This window comes from Endozoicomonas sp. NE40 (assembly GCF_040549045.1).
In the GTDB taxonomy this organism is placed as follows: Bacteria; Pseudomonadota; Gammaproteobacteria; order Pseudomonadales; family Endozoicomonadaceae; genus Endozoicomonas_A; species Endozoicomonas_A lisbonensis.
The window spans coordinates 2,624,650-2,641,491 of sequence record NZ_JBEWTB010000002.1 but is presented as its reverse complement, the minus strand read 5'-3'; the positions used below and the strand labels follow the sequence as shown (position 1 = coordinate 2,641,491).

General features: G+C 49.1%; 12 protein-coding genes and 1 pseudogene. 6 read left to right on the top strand and 7 right to left on the bottom strand.

Annotated features, from left to right (window positions below; genetic code table 11):
• Positions 1–250: 250 nt before the first annotated feature.
• The 3 genes from V5J35_RS12995 (at position 251) to V5J35_RS12985 (ending at position 4,786) form a co-directional block, all read left to right on the top strand.
• Positions 251–1,372, top strand: a complete 1,122-nt coding sequence (locus V5J35_RS12995; RefSeq protein WP_354007543.1) for an efflux RND transporter periplasmic adaptor subunit — start codon at positions 251–253, stop codon at positions 1,370–1,372.
• 8 nt (positions 1,373–1,380) lie between these two features.
• Entirely contained in the window at positions 1,381–4,434 is a 3,054-nt protein-coding gene (locus tag V5J35_RS12990; RefSeq protein WP_354016401.1) for an efflux RND transporter permease subunit, read from the top strand.
• A 169-nt stretch (positions 4,435–4,603) separates the two neighbouring features.
• Positions 4,604–4,786: a hypothetical protein gene (locus tag V5J35_RS12985; RefSeq protein WP_354007540.1), complete on the top strand. Its 183-nt coding sequence runs from the start codon at positions 4,604–4,606 to the stop codon at positions 4,784–4,786.
• 49 nt (positions 4,787–4,835) lie between these two features.
• Here V5J35_RS12985 and V5J35_RS12980 read toward each other — a convergent pair whose 3' ends face one another.
• Positions 4,836–5,162, bottom strand: coding sequence for a hypothetical protein (locus V5J35_RS12980; RefSeq protein ID WP_354007539.1), 327 nt, complete (start codon positions 5,160–5,162; stop codon positions 4,836–4,838).
• A gap of 62 nt (positions 5,163–5,224) precedes the next feature.
• Between V5J35_RS12980 and V5J35_RS12975 the strand changes: the two genes are divergently transcribed.
• Entirely contained in the window at positions 5,225–6,670 is a 1,446-nt protein-coding gene (locus V5J35_RS12975; protein ID WP_354007538.1) for an MATH domain-containing protein, read from the top strand.
• Between the two features lie 133 nt (positions 6,671–6,803).
• Here the strand turns inward: V5J35_RS12975 and V5J35_RS12970 are convergent.
• From V5J35_RS12970 to glmU, 5 genes and pseudogenes are all read right to left on the bottom strand, one after another.
• Positions 6,804–6,986: pseudogene (locus V5J35_RS12970) on the bottom strand (MmgE/PrpD family protein); the annotation flags it as partial.
• 23 nt (positions 6,987–7,009) lie between these two features.
• Entirely contained in the window at positions 7,010–8,341 is a 1,332-nt protein-coding gene (locus V5J35_RS12965) for a dihydrolipoyl dehydrogenase family protein (protein WP_354007537.1), read from the bottom strand.
• Positions 8,342–8,504: 163 nt separating this feature from the next.
• Positions 8,505–9,368, bottom strand: a complete 864-nt coding sequence (locus tag V5J35_RS12960; RefSeq protein ID WP_354007536.1) for a LysR family transcriptional regulator — start codon at positions 9,366–9,368, stop codon at positions 8,505–8,507.
• Between the two features lie 306 nt (positions 9,369–9,674).
• The gene (gene glmS / locus V5J35_RS12955) at positions 9,675–11,507 is read right to left on the bottom strand and encodes a glutamine--fructose-6-phosphate transaminase (isomerizing) (RefSeq protein ID WP_354007535.1); all 1,833 of its coding nucleotides are present in this window, start codon (positions 11,505–11,507) and stop codon (positions 9,675–9,677) included.
• A gap of 69 nt (positions 11,508–11,576) precedes the next feature.
• On the bottom strand, positions 11,577–12,953 hold the full coding sequence (glmU, locus tag V5J35_RS12950; RefSeq protein WP_354007534.1) for a bifunctional UDP-N-acetylglucosamine diphosphorylase/glucosamine-1-phosphate N-acetyltransferase GlmU: 1,377 nt from the start codon (positions 12,951–12,953) through the stop codon (positions 11,577–11,579).
• Positions 12,954–13,316: 363 nt separating this feature from the next.
• On the opposite strand from glmU, the gene V5J35_RS12945 reads away from it, so the two are divergent.
• Complete coding sequence (locus V5J35_RS12945; protein ID WP_354007533.1) at positions 13,317–14,057, top strand: TrmB family transcriptional regulator; 741 nt, start codon at positions 13,317–13,319, stop codon at positions 14,055–14,057.
• Between the two features lie 2 nt (positions 14,058–14,059).
• Here V5J35_RS12945 and V5J35_RS12940 read toward each other — a convergent pair whose 3' ends face one another.
• Positions 14,060–15,601 carry a tetratricopeptide repeat protein gene (locus tag V5J35_RS12940; RefSeq protein WP_354007532.1) on the bottom strand — a complete coding sequence of 514 codons (1,542 nt, stop codon included), beginning with the start codon at positions 15,599–15,601 and terminating at the stop codon, positions 14,060–14,062.
• 462 nt (positions 15,602–16,063) lie between these two features.
• Here V5J35_RS12940 and V5J35_RS12935 point away from each other — a divergent pair, with 462 nt between their 5' ends.
• Entirely contained in the window at positions 16,064–16,801 is a 738-nt protein-coding gene (locus V5J35_RS12935) for an outer membrane protein OmpK (protein ID WP_354007531.1), read from the top strand.
• Positions 16,802–16,842: the final 41 nt, after the last annotated feature.

Genomic DNA, 16,842 nt, shown 5'->3' with positions numbered 1-16,842 from the left:
TCTCTGGCCATTCCAGACAGTTTGACCGGTCAAATTTGTGTTTTCTTTTCTTTCTGAAAAGCTGTCTGAAAACACAATCCAGGGTGTAAGCCAGCTCCCGTTAAACTTTTAAACGGTTAAACTTTTAAACGGTTAAACAACGGGACTGGTGGCAGCCGGGTCGACATGTCTCGCACAATGTATTGCAACAATAAAAATAAACGCGAACTGGCGACTAAAATATCGCCAGTCATGAGACAAGAGGCATCCCATGAAATCAGGTCGCTGGATACTGACCCTGCTACTGTGTACCCTTCTGACCGGCAGTCTTGCCGGTTATAAAATTCTTGAGATCCGTTCCGCCATTGCCTTTGCCGAAAGCCTTCCTGAATACTCAGAAACGGTGCAGACGGCCCGGGCTCGTGCCGTTACTCATCAACCAGCCATTCAGGTAATGGGAGAGGTGGTACAGCCTGGACACCTTACCCTCCGCAATGAGTTGTCGGGTCGTATTGTTGCCATCAGGGCAAAGCCTTCAGAACCGGTCAGGCAGGGACAGGTTCTGTTGCAACAGGACACCAGCGAGGAAAGGGCAAAAATCAATTCAGCCAAGGCCCGGCTTGAACTGGCACAGCTGGAATACCAGCGGCTGAGTAAACTGCGTAAAAGCAACAGTGCCAGTCAGGCCGAACTGGACAAAGCGACGGTTCAGTTGCAGGTCATTGAGTCTGAGCTGGAAGTGCTGAACGTTGCCATCAGTAAGAAAACGCTTAAGGCGCCTTTCGATGGTGTGATGGGTATCCATCAGCTGGAGCAGGGCAGTTATCTTCAGCCCAATACAGATATCGCCAGTTTTGTCGGTGACAGTTCATGGTCGTGGGTAGAGTTTTCGGTTCCACAGTTTTATGCGCTACTGGAATACGGAACGACTGTTGTCGTTCAGTTAGCCGGCTCCCCGTTTGCAGGTATTAAAGCTGAAGTCATTGCAAGAGACCCGGTCGTCTCGCCCGGTACCCGCACCCATAAATACCGGGCGGGCTTTTCAACAGCCGAGAACAGCCATGCTTATAACCACTTTGCCCACAACAGCTCTGTTCTGGTGACACTGCCTGACGGGAAGCCACAGGCTGTCATTGCTGTTCCTCTGGAAGCAGTCCAGTACGATGAGACAGGTGCATTTGTCTATCTATTGCACCCTGACAACAAAGCAGGTGGTTTTCGTGCCGAACGCCGTAGGGTAACGGTCGACACGCACGACAACAACCGTGTGATGATTACAGAAGGGCTGCAGGAGGGTGAAATCCTCGCTGCTGACGGTGCTTTTAAACTCAAGCCAGGGCTTTTGGTTTACCCGGATAAAAACGACAACAGCCAGACGGTTTCCGGAATCTGAGGTACATCATGGATATTTTTGTCAAACGTCCAGTGATTGCCCTGGTGATTGCCCTGGTGCTCTTACTGTCTGGTGCCATAGCCACCAAAAAAATTGCCGTGCTACAGTTTCCCCAGGTAGAAAGCACCTCGTTGGTGATCAACACCCGATTTGAAGGCTCTCCTGCGGCGGTGGTACAGGGGTTTATCACCGACCCGATAGAACGGGTAGCTATGACTGTTCCCGGCGTTGATTATGTCGATTCAAAAACCACCGCTGGCCAGAGTCTGGTAACCGTATGGCTGAAGCTTAATGAAGACAGCAACGCGGCACTAACGGAACTGAACACCCAGCTCAACCAGATCAAATCCGAGTTTCCCGCTGCGGCAGAAGACCCGTCAGTCACCCTGCAAAGGGCGGATCGTTCAGGCGCAGCCTTCTATCTTAGTGTGGATGGTGGCAAAAAAAGCCGGTCAGAAGTCACTGACTATCTGCAACGACGGGTGTCGCCCAGATTAGCCACCATTAGTGGTGTTCAGCGAATTGGCCTGCACGGAGAGAGAAACCCGGCCATGCGAATCTGGCTGGACCCGGTCAAACTGGCTGCTCTCAATATGCCAGCCAGCGAAATCTGGTCGGCACTGGAAGCCAGTAACGTGATTGCAGCACTTGGAAAAACGGAAAACGACCAGCAGCAGATCAACCTTCTCAGTAACGCCACATTTAAAACAACAGACGACTTTGCCAGACTGGTTATACGAAAAGACCAGAATGCCGTGATCCGCCTGAAAGATGTAGCAAGCGTCGAGCTGGGTGAAGATACCGGCACAGAAACCGCCCGAACTGATCTGCAACAATCGGTATTCATTGCCGTCTGGCCACAACCCGGAGCCAATGAAATCCGGATTGGCGATGAACTCTACCCCATGCTGGAAAACATCAACGCAACTCTGCCTGACGGCATGCACATCAGCATTGGTTACGACGGCACCAAATACATGCGGGCAGCCCTGACCGGAATTTTCACCACCCTGCTGGAAACCATTGTACTGGTAGGCATTGTGGTATTGGCAATGATGGGCTCCCTGCGTACGGCACTGGTTCCACTGGTCACCATTCCACTGTCGATTCTCGGTGCGGTGGCGGTTATCTGGATGATAGGTTTTACCCTTAACCTGCTGACCATTCTGGCTATTGTTCTGTCTGTGGGTCTGGTGGTTGACGACGCTATTGTGGTGGTGGAAAACGTCGCCCGGCACATGCAACAGGGGCAATCCCGTCTGGATGCCGCACTGCAAAGCTCCAGAGAATTGCTCAGCCCGATCATTGCCATGACGCTCACCCTGGCCGCCGTCTATGCGCCCATTGGCTTTGTGTCGGGGCTGACGGGCAGTCTTTTCAGGGAGTTTGCCTTTACGCTGGCCGTCGCTGTACTGATTTCCGGTTTGGTAGCCATCACTCTGTCCCCTGTTATGAGCGCACGGGTTAACCCGGAAAAAGGCAGGGAAGGAAAACTGACCCGCAGAGTCAACGATTACTTTGAACACCTTCGAACCGTCTACGACAATGCCCTGTGTCGGGTGTTCGGCTGGAAAGCCCAGTTACTAACAGCCGCCTGTCTGCTTTCTCTGCTGATGGTGCCTTTCTACCTGTTTTCCAGTAAAGAACTGGCACCGGTTGAAGATGAAGGTGGCATTATGATGATTGTGGAAGCGCCCGCCACCGGATCAATAGAGTACACCAGCCACTATATGGATAGCGTCGTTAACTCGCTGGAAGGTCTGGAGGGGAAAACAGGGATCTGGCAGGTGGTCACTCCGTCAAACGGCTTCGGCGGTGTCGAGTTTGTTGATTACGACGACCGTCGCCAGAGCGTTCAGGAGCTGTTGCCACAATTATTCCAGATACTCTCGGGAATCAGTGGCCTGAAAGTCTTTCCGGTACTGCCACCAGCACTGCCTACAGCGGGCCAGTTCGACGTTGAACTGGTGGTACAGGGACCCGACGATTACCTGACAATGGTTAAATATGCCCGCCAGCTGATCGAAGCAGCCTATGCCAGTGGTCAGTTTATGTTTGTCAGCACAGACCTGAAGATCGAGCTGCTTCAGGCTCGTCTGGTGTTTGATCGCGACCGTATGGCCGATCTTGGTATGACAATGGAATCGGTCAACAGTCAGCTCAAGGCGATGAATTCCGAACAGTACGTTAACCGGTTTAATTCCAATGGCAAAGCGTACCGGGTGATTACCCAGCTGGAGGGCAAAGACCGTTCCGAACCCGAAAAGCTGATGGATGTAACGCTGATGAATGCAGCAGGGGACAGGATACCACTGAGAGCTATTGCCCATCTGGAACCAGAAGTCAGTCCTCAGGCGCTTGGTTCATTCAACCAGCAGAAAGCTTTTCGTATCCAGGGTGGCGTCATTCCCGGCATCACGAACGATATGGCTCTGGCTACCCTGGAAAAAGCCGCAACAAACATTCTGCCACAGGGATACAGCCTTGATTATGCCGGCATATCCAGACAGCTCCGGAAAGAAGGCAACAGTATGATGTCTGTACTGCTGATGTCGCTTATGGTGGTGTACCTGTTGCTGGCAGTACAGTTCAACAACTTCCGCTCACCACTGGTTGTTCTGGCGGGTTCTGTGCCTCTGGCACTGTCTGGCGCACTGATGCTCAGTTTTCTGGGACTAACGACACTGAACATCTATGCCCAGATTGGCCTGATTACCCTGGTTGCCCTGGTGGCTAAAAACGGCATTCTGATTACCGAGTTTGCCGATACGTTACAGAAGAAAGGGTTTAACAAACTGGACGCTATTCGTCAGTCAGCCCGGACGCGGCTTCGTCCGGTACTGATGACAACACTGGCGACAGTACTCGGACATTTCCCACTGGTTCTGGTGACCGGAGCCGGGGCTGAAGCCCGTAACAGCATCGGTATTATTCTTGTGGGTGGCATGTTGATTGGCACCCTGTTTACGCTGTTTGTACTGCCCTGTGTCTATCTGTGGCTGGGAAAGCAACATTCTGTAATCAACCAGTTCCATCTACTTGTTGACCGGGAATCTCTGTAGGATGTGCTTTTTTTTTGGAGTGACTGTCAGTGGGACATGGCGATTACGCTCAGAAGCGAGACTTCATTCTTGAGCTGGGTAAGGCTTTGCATACATTCGGAACCCCGGCGTTTCGTCTTGAGGCTCACCTTACCAGCGTAACTGAATTTCTTGCCTGAGTGGTTATTTTTTGCTTTCCCCGACCTCGATGACGTATGTCTTGTGGGAACATTCAGAAACCCAGCAACATAATTATACCCTTCGTATTCATCCCGGAGACCTTGACCACGGTCGTCTGGCGGAAATCAATGAGTTAGTCGACGAAGTCGTTTCAGCCAGCAAAACCCTGAATCAGGCACTAGCCTCTTACTGATGATGCTCCGGCGCAGGTATAACCCAGAGCACTAAAGGCGGGAGTTAATTTATTGAAAACTCAGCATCTTATAATATGCTTTGTTTTGGTTCTTGCCCAAAAGAAGCTCTACAAAAAGCTCCGGCTCATTTGAAGCACTGGAATCAAATTGTTCCGCTGGCTTTCTAAAAGAACAAACGCCAGCTTTAAGGGATTTCTTCCACAACAAGAAGCAAAAGAGGTAATCGTATGTCCGTTTGCATAGCCCCCTTTTCTGAATCAGGAAGTTTACCCCTCCGAACAATGTTTGAAAAAACAACTCAGCAGATATTGACAAAGTGTCCCTTATTGTTCTGCGTTTTTTTCCTTTCTGTATTCTGTCCACTGCTGCCAGCATGGGATGGTCCGGTTCTGTCCGATAGCCACACACCATTACAATTGTTCTCCCGGGCCAGGGCGTTGTCTGGTATTCAGAAGGCTGCATCACCGCATTCATTGATCAGCCTAGAGAGCGCACCGGAGAGTGCTTACTCTGGATTGTCTGACTGGGCGCTGCTGAACCAGGGAAAGGCATTATGGCTGGTTTTGCAGGCTTTGCTTTACGACGAAATCACGGATGAAGCCGATGATGCAGAAGGCGTAAACTCTGAAACTGACTCCGCAGAGAACTCCTACAACCAGTTCGTAGTCGTTTACTATTCCCCTGGCTTACATTCTGAAAACGAGCTGGCAGCCCCGTTGCCTAACCAATGGGCGCCAAGAGAAGTACCACACACAGGAGAGAAAAAAACCGAAACAAAAAAAAATCCCACAAGTTCAAACTCTCAGGGTGCACAAAGCACGAGCAGCACAGGTACATCAGGAGGTGGTGCCAGTGAAGGAGGTGCCTGCGGAGGGGCGTCCGGAGGTGATGGAGACGGTGGAGGCGATGATGACCGGATTCCCAAAGAATTTATTGACATCAGCTTTCCTGATGACTTACCCGACTCCCTGAAAGAGGTTGCAGAAGCTTTAAAAGTGCTACTTGGAGACGGGAAATTCTATCGCCTGGTACACGATCAAATAAAGGCCCGCAGCAGGTATGTAAATGCAGCTATTAACGCATTAAATAAACAGTTAACCATAATTCATAATGACCTAAAGAGGCTGCAAGAAGGTGAGAGCTCTTCCAGTCCCCCAGCAACACAGGTTAGTACCTCTTCTTTCAATCTCGAAGAGATTACAACGCGACTGCACAATCTTGAAATAAATGGGGCCAATTCTGTCAGTGTCACAGAGATTACAGTGCGACTGAACCGGCTTCAGGAACAGAGCCTGAATCAACAAAATACAATTGAGCAGTTGAGGGTACAGAACCGGGAGCAAGAAGGTACAATTGAGCAGTTGAGGGCACAGCTTGTTGAACTGTCCAGCTCATCGCCGGGTCAGTCTCGCTCCAACCCTCAAAATCTGGTTCACAGTTACAACGGTCAACTATTGTGGAGAATTGATAACTACCAGCGAAGTCGACAGGACGCGATTAACGGTGTTAAGACAGCTTTGTACAGCCCAGTTTTCTATTCAGGTCAATATGGCTACAAGATGTGTGCAAAAATCTACATGAACGGGGATGGTTTTGGCAAGGGTAGCCATTTGTCACTCTTTTTTGTTGTCATGAAAGGTGAATATGATGCTTTGCAGACCTGGCCTTTCCAGAAAAAGATAACCCTTATGCTGCTTGATCAGGGGAGTGGCAACCATATGGTTGATGCCTTTCACAGCGATCCGCAGAGCACCTCTTTCCAAAGGCCCAAGAACGATATGAACATTGCCAGCGGTTCCCCGCTTTTTATGCCCCTTGATAACATGCAAAACAGGCAATACATAAAGGACAATATAATTTTTATTAAGGTTATTGTTGACTGAGCAGGTCTGACGCCATCACCACACCTGCCTGCCAGCTGAATGAGCAGGCAGGCTGCCGTTAACCCAGTCCATCCTTTCAGGATTTATATTGATTAAGCTTTAACTCTTTGCCTTTTGATGAAAAAGAGCGGGAAAAAAATACATCATAGAAGCCCCATTGAGGTGCGCTGAGAACACCGGGGATTCCCATCTCGCCGCGCATAGCTATATCAGCCATAGCTATATCAGCCAGCCTTACCGCCCTGGACGTGGCATCACCGGTAGTCCAGCTTTTTCTGGAACCGGCATTGGGTGCATGGCGATAGGTTCTCAGGCTAATGCTCCGCCGTCTGTTGTGTATCAGTCTTCCAGCTCCTGCAATACACTACTGTAAGACGGATAAGGATGTATTACTTTTTTCAGGTCAGATAACTTGTGATTAAAGGTTTTAATCACCTGCAGCTCACTCACTAGCTCGCTGGCCCGTTCTCCAAGAATGCTGGCACCCAGTATGTGATCGTTTTCGTCAACAATAATCTTGATCATGCCATTCGTTGCTTCATCAACCACCGCCCTGTCCAGGTCGCTGAAATCGAAGCGAACCACTTTAATCTTGTTGCCATAAGCCGCTTTTGCTTCTTCCTCTGTCATACCAGAACGGGCAAGCTCTGGATGAGTAAAGGTACTCCAGACCTTATTCTGGTAATCCACAGCCTCTTTGCTGTCGCTGAAGGCGTTGCTTATGGCAAGCCTCGCCTGAAAGCCTGCCATATGAGAAAACTGGTACGACCCAACAGCATCCCCGATGGCATAAACACCTTTCACAGTGGTTTCCAGATATTCATCGACTTTAATGCCACTGTGGTCAAAATCGACACCAATGGTCTCCAGCCCCATGCCGTGGACATTCGGTTTACGCCCCAGAGCCAGCAATATACGTTCACCTTCTATTTCTAATGATGCTCCGTCTTTCATCACCGTCAGGCTGATGCCCCTGGTGTTATTGCTGACGGAAACGGCTTCAGCGGAGGTCAGAATATTCACACCTTCCGAAATCAGTGTTTCCTGCAGGGCGGTTGATAACTCTTTGTCTTCTTTTGGAAGGATAGTGTCGCTTAACTCAACCAGTGTCACACGAACGCCCAGCCGGTTCATCGCCTGGGAAAGCTCCACCCCGATTGCACCAGCCCCCAGCACAATCATGGTTTCTGGCAGTTCGTCCTGATGGAATACGTTTACATTGGTCAGGTACTCAACCTGATCAAGCCCCTTGACAGGTGGCACGGCTGGAGAGCTACCCGGCGTTACTATAATTTTTTTTGCCGTATATTCTTCACCGTCAACATCCAGGGTTCTGGCATCTTTGAGCCGGGCGTAACCGTTGATATAGTGAATCCCTGCATTGGTCAGAACATCCGGATGTTCTGCCTGATGAGCCCTTTCTGTCAAAGCCCGGACTTTGCCCAGAATGGCTTTTGAATCCACAGTAACATCAGCGTATTTTGTAGCGGTATGGATTTCATCTGCAATATGAATCAGCGCCTTGCTGGGGATGCAACCAAACCATGTACACTCGCCACCAGGCTTATGTTTGTCAATTAACAGAACGCTTTTACCCATAGCCAGACCGGCATAAGCAGAATTCAAACCACCGGCACCGGCTCCGATAATAGCCAGATCAAACTCTTTCATATCGTCGTCTACTCTTTTTGTGTATCTGGAGCTGAGCTTGCTCCAACTGGCGTTATGGTATTTGACGGAAAGCAGCGTGCAAAACCTCTGAGCGTTGAAAAAACCGTCACCAGTTTTTATGTGCAGGTTGGGTGGAGTGAAACGATACCCAGCAAGCTCATTGTTATACCTGGGCGCTATACAGGTAGTCTTTAACCTTCTGGCACAGCTCTTTCATGATTACGCCGCCCTCAACAGACTCGCGCATCAGTGCCAGATAAGGTCTCCAGGTCATGGCTTCCGGACATTTAATGACCTTCAGGGTCTTTCGATGCTCGTCACTTTCCAAAAGAAGAGAGGGAATGCTGGTCCAGCCAATCTGATCCATCGCAACATCCCGCATCAGTTCAAAAAACGGCAAGCCATGGTAATTACCGGACACCGGCGAAAAAGCCGTCAGGCGCTCCTGATCCATATAAGTCTGAATAATTTCTGTATACCGCCGCAGGTCCAGCTCTGTCACTGAACGCAACTGATTCAGCGGGTGTTGGTGATGAACCACGGACAGGAACAGAATCTTGCCCAGTTGTTCGTGTTGATAACTGTCAGACTCTTTCCAGCCAAAACTCGTACAAAACGCTACATCCGCAATATTGGACTCCATGCAATTAACTATCTCCGGGGACGGAGCCAGATACATAAAAAAGCTGGTGCCGGGATAGCGTTTTTTTAACTCATTGGTTGTCTCTCTCCAGAACTGTTCGGGCAGGGTATCGTCCCGCACAATGCGCAAAGTGGTTTCATAACCGTTGAGATAATGCTCGCACTTGGTCTTTATCTGGTGCATGGAGTGAATAATGTGTTCACTTTCATCCAGAATAGAAAGACCTATATCGGTAGGTTTGACCCGATTGCCCGTACGTTCGAGCAATGCCACGCCAAGGTCGTCTTCCAGAGCATTCAGTGCCGTACTGACTGTACTCCGGCTTTTGTTTAATTTTCTTGCTGCAGCAGCTATAGAGCCAAGCTCAATGCATAACAGCAACATTTCTAGCTGGGATACTTTCATAAAGTGATGTACGAGACGAAGTGTTCGAAGCCAGTAAATTCAGGCATTGATGACATGTCGACATGTGGCTGTTAACAACACAGTTTTTTGGGGAGCGCTTTCAATTGATGACAGATCAAACAAGATTAGCTGATCTTCGTGCAGGCTTGCTGCTGTGTTACCACACTGTTTTTTGCTATAACAAAAACCGCCCGGATTTACTCCTTATAGCGAAGAGTGAATCTGGACGGTTTTTGTTTCCAACTTTATTACTCACCCACAATTTTCAAAAAACTGACAACAGTATTATTCGACCGTCACGCTTTTCGCTAAATTTCTGGGCTGGTCAACATCGGTACCCTTAAGGATGGCGACGTAGTAAGACAGCAGCTGTAAAGGAATCGTGTAGAGAATCGGTGCAACAATCTCAGGCACTTCATCGACAGGCAGTACTTTCATACCGTCTGCCTCTGCGACCTTGGAGTGACGGTCGGCAAACACATACAACTGACCACCACGGGCGCGAACCTCTTCCATATTGGACTTCAGTTTTTCCAGCAGATCGTTGTTTGGTGCCACCACGATAACCGGCATATCGTCGTCAATCAGAGCCAGCGGGCCATGCTTCAGTTCACCGGCAGCGTAAGCTTCAGCGTGAATGTAGGAAATTTCCTTCAGTTTCAGCGCACCTTCCATCGCAATCGGGTACTGAGTGCCGCGCCCCAGGAACAGACTGTGATGTTTGTGGGCGAAGTCTTCTGCCAGTGCTTCAATATCGTCACTCAGTGCCAGAGTATCTTTGATGTGATGCGGCAGTTCCCGCAGCGCCTTAACAATGTCTGCTTCCTGCGCTTCCGTCATACCGGTGTGGCGACCTACCGCAGTAACCAGCATCAGCAGGGCGGTCAGCTGGGTGGTAAAAGCCTTGGTAGACGCTACACCAATCTCTGCCCCCGCACGGGTCATCAGTGACATATCAGATTCACGTACCATAGAAGACCCCGGTACGTTACAAATGCTCAGAGACGCCATGTAACCCTGTTCCTTCGCCAGTTGCAGGGCTGCGAGAGTGTCAGCCGTTTCACCAGACTGGGAGATCGTTACAAACAGACAGTTTTCCGGTACAAAGAATTTTCTGTAACGGAACTCGGAAGCAATTTCTACACGACACGGAATGCCTGCCAGTTCCTCGAACCAGTAACGGGCCACCATGGCACCGTGATAACTGGTGCCACAGGCAACAATTTGTACGGCTTTGGTTTTGCTGAGAATATCCAGACCTTCTTTGCCCAGATTGTCCAGATTGAGTTTATTTTCACCCAGACGACCTTCCAGCGTGTTGGCAATGGCATCCGGCTGTTCGTGAATCTCTTTCAGCATGTAGTGACGGTACTGGCCTTTGTCACCGGCATCGTGCTCAATGTCACTTTCTTTGGCAGCACGCTGAACCGCATTGCCCTTGTCATCAAAAACAGAAACACTGGTGCGGGTGACCTGAGCCACATCACCTTCTTCCAGGAACATAAAACGACGGGTGACCGGGAACAGCGCCAGCTGGTCAGAAGCAATAAAGTTTTCACCCAGACCCAGACCAATGACCAGAGGGCTGCCGGAACGGGCAACAATCAGACGTTCAGTATCGGTACGATCCATCACCACCATGCCATAAGCACCTTCCAGCTTATCTACCGCTTTCTGAACAGCTTCCAGCAGGGTGTCTGAAGATTTCTGCTCAAGGCTGACCAGGTGGGCAATCACTTCTGTATCAGTGTCCGAAGTGAAGACATAACCTTCACCCTTCAGGAATTCACGCAGCTCTTCATGGTTTTCAATGATACCGTTATGAACCACAGCAATGTCTTCACCGGAAACATGGGGGTGGGCATTGCGCTCGTTAGGTTCACCATGGGTTGCCCAGCGGGTGTGGGCAATACCTGTACCACCCGGAGCCGGCGTTTCAGCAATAGCGTCAGCCAGTTCCGCCACCTTACCAGTACGACGAACCCGTTGCAGTTCGCCCTGATTATCAACAATAGCAACACCGGCGGAGTCATAGCCCCGGTACTCCAGACGACGAAGTCCTTCTAAAAGGATAGGCGCCACATCCCTTTGCGCTACCGCACCAACAATCCCACACATAACTCTTTACCTGAATTCGATTTAAAAAAAGAAGGGCAGACGGTCTGCCCACTTTCTTACAGCTTCTGTTTACGCCTTTTTAACCGGACGTTCCCAGCCATCAATATTGCGCTGCCTGGCTCGTCCAACAGCCAGCTGGTTATCTTCAACAGTTTTTGTGATCACGGACCCGGCACCGGTGGTTGCCCCACTGCCGACAGCCACCGGAGCGACCAGAGAACTGTTAGTACCGATAAAGGCGTCATCACCGATAACCGTCTGATGTTTGTTTACACCATCGTAATTACAAGTCACTACACCGGCACCGACGTTGACACCGGAACCAATTTCAGCATCGCCCACATAGCTGAGATGGTTTACTTTACTGCCTTGACCAACATTAGCTTTTTTAATTTCTACAAAGTTACCCACTCTGGCTTTTTCCGCCAGGTTGGCACCCGGTCGAAGTCGTGCAAAAGGACCTACTTCACAGTCCGCAGCAACCACTGCATTTTCCAGAATAGAGTGAGCCTTGATAACTGCACCTTCACCCACTTTGGAGTTACGAATAATGCAGCCAGGCTCGATAATGACGTTGTCGGCCAGCTCTACATCGCCTTCCAGTACCACGTTAATATCAAGGAAAATGTCACGGCCGGTTTTGATGTTGCCACGAATATCGAGGCGGGCAGGGTCTACAATGGTGACACCGGACGTCATCAGGCTGGTTGCCAGTTCTTTTTGCAGGGATCGTTCCAGTTCGGTCAACTGAACGCGGCTGTTTACGCCTTCAACTTCAGTCGCTTTCTGGGGCTGAACATGAACGACCGGGGTTTCTTCCTGCACCGCTTTAGCAACGACATCGGTCAGGTAATATTCCTGCTGGGCATTGTTGTTATCCAGCCCCATCACCCAGTCACCCAGCTTTTTGCCGGGAATGGCCATGATGCCTGTATTGACTTCGTTAATGGCCAGCTGTTCCGGAGTTGAATCCTTGTCTTCAACAATAGCCTGCACATTGCCAAAGCCGTCCCGGACAATACGACCGTAGCCTGACGGATTTGGCAGGTTAATGGTTAACAGGCCCAGTCGTTCACCGTTGCTGGCAGCAAGCAGGGATTGAAGCGTGGAGGAATGAATCAGGGGGACGTCACCATAAAGTACCAGAACCACATCAGCATCTTTACATCCCGGAACGGTCTGCTGCACCGCATGACCCGTACCTAGCTGTTCGGTCTGCTCGACCCAGTTCAGGTCATAATGCCCCAGAGCCTCTTTAACTTTTTCTGCCCCGTGACCAATCACCACATGAATCTCGCCTTTACCAATCCGCCTCTGGGTTTGCTGTGCGCTCAGAATAACGTGTTCAAGCATTGGCTTGCCTGCTATCGGGTGCAGCACCTTTGGCAGGCTGGATTTCATGCGGCTGCCCTGTCCGGCAGCAAGAATGACAATGTCGGCTCTCATGGTGGTACCTTGCAATGCATTTTTAAAAATGCAGCGTTCCTGTTTACAGGACATCGCTGCACTTTTGCACTCCGCTGCTTCTATATGTCGCCAGCATCACTGAAAACAGTAGCCTGACGAAGCCATCAAACTTCATCACAACTATTGACCCGGCACTATTTACCCGGCAATACGGAAGGAAAGCAAATGATCTGTCAGAAGCAATCTGTTAAAGCTATCTGTTAAAAGCAGCGTGAGCAGTAATTCAGTATCGTCAGAAATATTTGTCATTTTGTTTTGTGACACTTCCTGACTGTAACTTTTTTAGCTTATCCTATAGCATCTTAAATACAACCGTCTTTGTCATTAAATAATTGACAATATATGAAACTTGAAATACTGGAACAGCTGGGGCTGAGCGCCCGTGAAATCAGCATCTACCTGGCCCTGTTAAAAATGGGGACAGCCTCTATTCGGGATATTGCTGCCGAAGCCGGTATCAACCGTGGCACCACCTATGAAACCCTGAAAGACCTGGCAGGCAAAGGCATTGTCAGTTATTTCCCCAAAGGCAAGCGACGGGTTTTCTGTGCCGAGCCGCCGGAAAGGTTGCTGGAACTGGCAGAGGAAAAGCGACAATCCCTTGAGCAGGGCATTGAAGAGATGAAGCATACCCTGATTCCACAGCTGAACCATCTCAAACCCGATTTTAATCCGGGAAATGTTCGTTTTTATGAAGGCGACGCCGGTATTGAATTTGTGCTGAAGGATATCCTTAATACCGTCGAACAGCAGGACAGCAAACAGTATTCCGTATTTTCATCCAAGCCTATTCGTCAGCATTTGTACCGGCCATTCCCAAACTACACCCAGCAGCGCATTCGCAAGAAGATAAACGTGAGGGTGATTGCAATAGGTGAAGGCGGGGAAGATGCAGAATTATCTGAACGCAAGTGGATTGACGCGAAAGGCAAGATAGATGCCAGCTATATTGCCATCTACCCGCCGAAAGTCGCGATGATTTCACTGGCCTCTCAGGACTACCCGGTTGCAGTGGTGATTGACTCCGGCGAAATCGCCAGTACCCAGCAAATTATCTTTGATACGCTGTGGAGTACTTTATAAGTTTACCGCCCACCCGGATCTGATAAATTTACCGTTGTCTGGCCTCTTACTATCTTTGAAAATGGCTTGAAATTGGAGTAAGCCGTGGATTTTATCCGTCTGATGCTGTTTTTAGAAAACATCTTTTTAATCCAGTCGATTGACTCACTACTAAAGCGCTGTTTTCGCTCCCATTTTTCAACCAAATTTTTAGCCGACTTAACTTTGTCTCTGTGAATAAGGTGCCAGACAAGAGCACCACCAAGGTCACTATTATCAGGCCAGAGACCCAGCAGTTTTCTCATAAACTCTTCAGCTACCCAATCTAAACCAGATTGCTCGAAAATAGAAACCGCCCACCACCAGAAATGTTCGAGATGCGTGATGTGCTGATGTCTTTTCTGGAGTTCCTTAAGCTCGATATCAAGCAACTGTTTGATCTCCTCTTCAGTGTCAGCATCAACAACTTTCTGTATAAAGTTCATATGTCGTCTAAATGTTAATTGCTGTCGTGCATCTCCTCCAGTGAAGTCAACCTCGGCTTTCAAAGACTCTAAAATTTCCGGAAGCAGCACTTTGAGTCTTAAGTCTCCCAGCAATTCATTGATGTGATCGATATACCTATCAATATTATTGAAAGACTCGTGAGCGGTTAACGAACCACTGGGCTGACTGGCTCTCCAGTCTTCAGTGTTGCTTTCATAATATTCTTCGTCATAGCGGAACCTCGATGAACGACCTCTGTCTGCCGGGCTTTGGATGACAGAAGCTGTTCCTGACATCAAACCGCTATCCCCCGTACTGAGTAGCGGGCGAACAGGTTGAAGGCTGGTCACAGTGTGTGTTTTTTCCTCAGAGCCTGATCCTGGGTAATAATTATCATTCTTCCCGTGGGATGTTATAGGCCACTTTTGATTTAGCCGCCTGGAAAGTTCTGGAGTAATAGCAACATTCTGATACTCAACCAGCCTCTGTATGAAATCCTGAGCATGAGGGTCTGTCACCAGAACATTGGTTTTTAGCTGTTTAACATGGCTTTTTCCACGTTCATCAATCTCAACAATAATGAATACAACAACACCCTCTTCATTTATACCGACCAGCAGCTCTGGCTTATCAGGCAGATCTCTATCCTGCCTGTGACTTTTGTCAGAGTGTTGACGACCGGATGAAGAGACCGCTTTTAAATTCAGCCAGTTGTGCTGAAGCTGAGTCAGAGCAGCGTCTTCCCTGTTACAGAAGGGTGACTGCCGATCAACCAGCAGCAATAAATCAGACGCTGAATGTCCATTACTAATAAGAGCGACATCTGGTAACCGGGCCATCAGGTTCTGACTTCCACTTTCAGGCTGAATGATAAGACTCATTACCTGAAACGGTTCAGAAAGACCTGTTACCACTGCGTTTTTATTTAGCTCCAGTGCTTTTGGCGCGCTATCGCAGTCAGGAAAAATAACCGGGTACAGCTTTTTATTCTTATTGCAGGGTTTGTTTTTAACCGATAACCACGACAATCCAATTGCGAAAGGTATCAGAGCCAGGTTGTGAACCGTTTGACTTTTCACTTCAACGGCCCTGGCTGGAAGATTCAAACTAACAAGTGCCAAAATAGCAAGGCAGGCTGCAGAAATATGGCAGAATAATCTTTTTTTGTTAAACATCGCATTTTTGCTGAAAGTTGTAATCACAGGCGCAAAAGCATAGTCCAGTTATTCCATTTTGACCGATGGAAGTGCTAATAATGCAAAAAAACTGAACGCAGATTCGACACGCACGAAGATCATCAATATCCAGATAAGAACTGACCACCATAAGCCAGAGAATATCACTCAATCCGCCACACTTTTGCACTACACAGCTTCGCCAGGTCGTATACTTTTTAGTCGAATTGATCGGAAATCAACCATGCCTATTTATTTACAGACTCTATAAATTCTGCCCAACGAATTTTGACCACAACAGGTACTTGTCGCCCATAGGCAATGCCTCTTGTGGCTGACACACTTCACACTGGGAACTGGCCATTCATGAAACTGCTGCGTAACGCTACGATTGCCCTGGCAACAATGACCGCTGCTGCCACCGCCAGCGCCGACTACCTGTACGGCTTTGGTAACGTCAGCATCAACCGCCTGGACTGGACCAACAAAACCGAAAAGAACACAGCTCACGACGATTTCACTTATCTTGAAGTAGAAGGTGGTGCCGGTTTTACCTGGGGTGAAGTGTACGGTTTCATTGATCTGGAAAACCCACACAAAAGCAGCGAAAGTGGCCGCCGTGTCGCGATGAAAGGAAACACCCGTATCAATCTGGGTGACTCTGGTTTCAACCTGTTTGCTCAAATCTACGACCTGAGCACCCACGATTTTGACGAACAGAACCGCTTTGTCGGTTTCGGTTACAACTTCGCTGGTGATAACTACTTCTTCAAGCCTGTTCTTGCCCTGCACAACGCTGAAACCACCTATTTCAGTGGTAACAACGGTTACATGCTGGGCTGGGTAGCCGGTTACAACTTTAAAGCCATGGGCGAAGACTTCATGGTGACTAACTGGCACGAATACGAGTTCGGTCGCAACTCCAACTACCTGCGCAGTGCAAGCGGTTCCTCTAAAAAATCGGGTCACAACGGTGGTGTTGGTTTCTGGTGGAATGCAACCGACAGCATCACAGCTGGTCTGCAGTACCGCTACGCTGATGACAAGCTGGGTAATGCCACTTATCAGGACGGCGTCATCTACAGCCTGAAATACAATTTCTGATCAAAGCGCTCTGATGAAAGCGCTCTGATAGAAGTGTACTG